General features: G+C 67.1%; 3 protein-coding genes. All 3 read left to right on the top strand.

Annotated elements, in window-relative coordinates; translation table 11 throughout:
* Window positions 1-1,164: 1,164 nt before the first annotated feature.
* Window positions 1,165-1,728, top strand: coding sequence for a conjugative transfer protein MobI(A/C) (mobI, locus tag QZY44_RS02760; RefSeq protein ID WP_295441912.1), 564 nt, complete (start codon window positions 1,165-1,167; stop codon window positions 1,726-1,728).
* A gap of 102 nt (window positions 1,729-1,830) precedes the next feature.
* The gene (gene mobH, locus QZY44_RS02765; RefSeq protein ID WP_295441915.1) at window positions 1,831-4,137 is read left to right on the top strand and encodes a MobH family relaxase; all 2,307 of its coding nucleotides are present in this window, start codon (window positions 1,831-1,833) and stop codon (window positions 4,135-4,137) included.
* A partial coding sequence (locus QZY44_RS02770) for a type IV secretion system DNA-binding domain-containing protein (RefSeq protein WP_295441918.1) occupies window positions 4,134-5,276 on the top strand: 1,143 nt, incomplete at its 3' end. The genes mobH and QZY44_RS02770, both read left to right, overlap by 4 nt.

The raw sequence follows: 5,276 nt of genomic DNA on the forward strand, positions 1-5,276 counted from the left end.
CCCCCAAGCGATCGGCGGGCGCGGCCCCGGCGGGCCGGATGACCACGCGGGGAGGGCCGCCGGGGCGACCGCTCGCCACCTTGAGGTTCGAGTAACCGATATCGAGCGCGGCGGCGGGCATAGGGGCTCCAAAGGTAGAGAGGACGTCGACACGGGGATGCCAGGCCATCGGCCAGAGCCGGGAAATGACGGTTTGGCGGGAAGCACGAACCTGGAAGTAGAGAGCGCGTCGAGAACGTGCAGTAGAGCGTCCCACGGATCGGACCTGGTGCGTGAGGGCCGAAAGTTCGGTTTTATGGGGGGAATGCGGGAAGGCCGGTGAGTAGTGGGGCTGGAGCGCAGTAGAGAAGCAGTCGACGCCGGGATGAAAGGTCACCGAGCGGGGCCGGAAAACGGCGATACGGCGATCAGCGTGAACCAAGAAGTAGAGTGCGCGTCGAGAACGTGCAATAGCGTGTCTCAGGGATCGGACCTGATGCGTGATGGCGGTTATTGGGGGAATGCGAAAAGCCGCCAGAGGCCATCGTGGACGTTGAGCCGGTCGTGGCATTGGGTTAGACTTTATCCGTCAGTGACAAGCGACCTCATGGCGCCACTTAAATCACAACAAGGCCCCCTCGACGAGGCGGCAAGTCACTGAGGTTAATCGTGAAAGCGTTAAGTGAAAAGCGGCGTGGCCGCCCTGCGTCAGTGAAAACAACGTGGCGAAAAACGCCCGCACCGGTCATTTTTTCTGTAAGTGAAAAGGGCTCTGTGACAATGGGTTAAGTGCAAACAGAGCACGTATCAATCGTTGTTAAACCTATGAAAATAAACGGGGAGTGTTTAAGTGATAACGTGGGTCGAGAAAGTCCTTAAGCTTAAACGCCGAAGCGCAAGCTGACGGCGTTGCGCCACCTGGCAGATTCTGGGCGCGGCCCCGGTGTAAGAGAAAACAGCGATGGGTTGCTGGGCTAAGTGATAATGCGCCTGCGATGCGGATGTCTTAACACCCTGCCGCAGAAAGAAAATACGTCAGTGAGAACGGGCTGCGGGGTGCGGTCTATGAGATAAGCTAGTGCGCCGCCTGCCGGTCCTGCGCCAATGGGACCAAACAGGGGCTCCCGGGTTCTTCAGGGGGTCCGTTTCGTAAAGATAAGATGGTGATAACACGGGGGTGGAAAAATGGCCAGTCACAGCGGTGCGGTGACGGACCTGGGAACGCCAGGAACGCAAGACATTGAGGGGCTACTGGACGCCGATGACCAGTGTGTTGCCGATACGGTGGACCGTTGGGTCAAGCGGCACCTGGAGGCGTTACGCGAGGAGGCGCAGGCCATGCAAGTGCTGTTTGAGACGCAGTTGCAGGCGGCGGGCAAAGGCCGTTCCCGCAGCGAGTGGGGGCGGGTCACCCTGCGGGTGCGTGAGCAACCGAGCCCCCCGGCCACGCCGGGGAGCTTCACCCTCGAATGGTGCACCTACCGGTACGCCAATCACGGGGGGACGCGCACCTGTTTCACGAAATACCTGCCGCGCGGTGAAGGCGATCGGTATCCGATGAGGGCCTTCCAAGGCCACCTGCGCAACTGGCAGCGCCCGATTGTCGCCGCGGCGGAGGCGCGGTTCGCGACGATTCGGCGCGCGGTGCGCCAGATTGCGCACGTGCGCACCCAACTGCGGTTGGCCGTGCGGACCGAGCGGGCGGTAGTGCAAGGGCTGCGGGAGGTGGGAGATGACTGGATCGGCTAGGTGACGGCGCATCTTCCAGGACTGGGGCTTCCCGCAAACCCGCCAAAAAACCGAACCTTCGGGGCTCACGCCCGCCGTGGACGCATGGGCATTATGGGCGCCATGAGCATCTTCGACTTTTTGCACCGCCGCCCTGTCCGAACTGTGCCCGCCGCCCCGGTGGCCGTGGCACCGCTGATCGCGCCCCCGGACATCCCGCGTTATCCGCCGTTTTTGCAGGGCATCCCGGTGGTGGCCTCGGCGCACTTGCTGACGACCCAAGCCGAACTGGTGGACAAGCTGCGCTATGGGATTGGCTGTACGCCCGACTTCTTCCAGACGCAGGTGCGCCCGGTCGTCGACCGCTTCGCCGCTTTCGTCCACCTCCTGCCGGCCTCCGAGGCGCACCATCACCGCGGCGCCGGCGGGTTGCTGCATCACAGCCTGGAGGTCGCCTTCTGGGCGGGTCAGGCGAGTGCCGGGAAGGTGTTCGCGATGGATCGGGAGCCGGCCGTGCGGCGTGTGCATGAGCCCTTGTGGCGTCTGGCGGCGGCGCTGGCGGGTCTGTGCCACGACATCGGCAAGCCCATCTCAGACCTGTCGGTGACCAACCGCGACGGCACCGTGGCCTGGTCGCCGATGCATGAGACCATCGCGGAGTGGGCCGCCCGGCACGGGCTTGAAAGCTACTTCCTGCACTGGCGCGAGCGGCGCCATAACCGCCATCAGTCGGTGGGGATGTTCGCTGTCGAGCGGGTGCTGGGGCGGGATGTGTTCGCGATGCTGTTCGCGGCGGACCCCGAGATCGGCAATGCGATGATCGACGCGGTGGCCGGGGCGAATGAACAGGCGACCCTGACCCAACTGGTGAGCAACGCCGACCGGGCCTCGGTCGAGCGGGACCTGAAGAGCAACCGCATCGACCCCCAAGCGACCTCGCTCGGGGTGCCGATCGAGCGCTACCTGCTGGACGCGATGGCCCGGCTGGTGCGTGCCGGTACCTGGGGGATCAACACCCCGGGTTCGCGCCTCTGGATGCTGGGTGACAGCCTGTATGTGGTCTGGCCCCAGGGGGGCGATGAAGTCGTCCAACTGCTCGCGGCCGATCGTGTTCCGGGTATCCCGCGGCACCCTGATACCCTCGCGGACCTGCTGATCGAGCGCGACTATGCGCTCCCCCCGAGCGAGGGCGATGGCGTGCGCCGTTACTGGCGTCTGGCCCCGGCCCCCCTGGTGCGCGATGGCAAGCCGGTCACGCTGACCCTGCTGCGCCTGACATCGCCGCATCATGTGCTCTCCGGGCGGGCGCCGGCCCCGGTTGGCTTGGCCGGAGACGCCGTGGTCCCGGGCCAAGCCCTGGGGCACCCTGTCGGCGCGCCCAAGGCGGTGTCTCGTCCCAGCACACTGGGTGCCGACGACGCCGAACGCCGGGATGAAGCCGCGCGCCTGGGCCTGGAGTGGGAGGATGACGACGAGGAGGGCGTGGACGATCTGGACGTGACTGACACCCGCCCGCCTGTCGCCGTCCCGGAATCCCCACCACCGTCCGCTGCCGACCGGGTACGGCCCCAAGTGGTTCCCGCGACGCCGGTCGGCACCGGACGGGCGCCATCCCCCATCGGGCAGGCAGCCGAGCGTTTGCGACAGCAACGGCCGGCGACGACCAATGCGGCGCCCCCATCCACCCCGGTCCTGTCCACCCCGGCGCCGGCCGATCCCCGCACGGTGGCCGAAGCGTGGTTCCAGGCGCGGCGCCCTGGTGTTGGGGCCCGCCTGCTGCTGGCCCTGGCCGCAGCGATCCGGACTGGCGAGCGCCAACCCGCGGCGGTGCTGTACCTTCCTGACCAACCCGGCGATCAGCTGTGGATTCGCGTGCCGGATGGTCTGGAGGGGTTCGGCCCGACCTTGGAGGTTCAGATCGCCACCCTGTGGGACGACGATCTGGTCGCGGTCGATATTTTGAAGCCCTACCTGCGGGTGCGGGTGATCGACGGTGTTCGTGGGGTCGCCCTTAAAGTCGAGGCCAGCGGATATTTCGCGGCCTTGTTACCCGATGGAGCCCTGGAACGCTGCACGCCCGGGGCACTGGCGGCCACCATGCCTGCCGGTGCGGCGCCACCAACGCTGCCGTCAGTGGCCAGCCCAGACCCCATCGCCGCAGTCGCTGCGGCATCCTCGTCACCCCGTTCCGATGCGACCGCCAGGGCGCGGCCGAGTCTCGTGGCGGATGCCTTGCTGGCCCGGGTGCGGGCGGCTCATGCGGCGGCCGGCGCGGCCGCGACGTGCCGCCTGATCCTGCTGACGCCCGCGGACATCGGCGTGGCGGCGCAGGCGGCTGGACTGAAAGACATCTCACTGCGTCGGGCGCTGGCCCATCGGCCGGGGTGTGAGATGACGAGTGATGGGGGCGCGCAGGTCACTGCCGAATGACCGCGGCCTATGCCGACCCCTGGCGCCCCAATTTTGAGCGCCGGGCGCTCATCCTGTGGGTCGTCGTGGCCGTGCTCGCTGCCGTCACTGCGGGTCTGTGGGGTCTACCGACGGGGGCCTTTCACTGGCTCGCCTGGCTTTCGCTCGCCATGGCGCTGACCTGGGTCCGGGGTGCCGTGCGGATCGCCAGCCTTCATGAATGGCTGCGCGGACACCACCTCGGATGCATCGCCCCAGAGGACTTTGCGGCCCGCCTGCCGTCCTGGTCGGGTGACCTGTGGCTGGGCTGGGGCTTCGATTGGCTCCCGGTGCATACGCAGCTTGCGTTGGACCTCATGCGCGCGGGACCGGAGCAATTCGCCCCGCGCGATCCGCGGCGCATGGGCGCCACCTGGCTGCACGGCCTGGGGGGACGCGATGGGGACCTGCGCATCCCGCTGTCGCATACCGACGGACACATGCTCATCGTCGGGGTCACGGGCGCCGGCAAGACCCGCACCTTCGACCTGCTGGTCACCCAAGCCGTGCTGCGTGGCGAGGCGGTCCTGATCATCGACCCCAAGGGCGACCGCGACCTGCGCGACACGGCGCAACGGGCGTGCGCCCTGGCCGGCACCCCCAAGCGGTTCGTCCATTTTCATCCGGCCTTTCCCGCCCAGTCGGTGCGCATCGACCCGCTGCACAGCTTCAATCGGCCCTCCGAGCTGGCGAGCCGGGTGGCGGCCCTGATCCCATCGGAAACCGGCAACGATCCGTTCAAGAGCTTCGGGCAGATGGCCCTGAGCAACGTGGTGCAGGGGCTGATCGCGGTCGATGAGCGACCGAGCCTGGTCAGTCTGCGCCATTACCTGGAAGGCGGCGCGGAGGCCCTGGTCGAGCGGGCGTTGCGGCGGCACTTTGCCGCGTGCCGGCCCGATTGGGAGACGGAAGCGGCAACCCTTCTGGCCCGCGCCCGCGACGCCACCGCCCGGGTCAAGGCGCTGGTGCGCTATTACCGCGAGCGGGTGAGTAGCGACCACTCCTCGACCGTGCTGGAAGGCCTGCTCGGTCTCTACGAACACGAGCAGGTCCATTTTTCCAAGAAGGTCGCGAGCCTGATGCCGATCCTGAACCTGCGTACCTCCGGGGACCTTCAGGGC

The organism is uncultured Thiodictyon sp. (assembly GCA_903837595.1).
Classification (GTDB): domain Bacteria; phylum Pseudomonadota; class Gammaproteobacteria; order Chromatiales; family Chromatiaceae; genus Thiodictyon.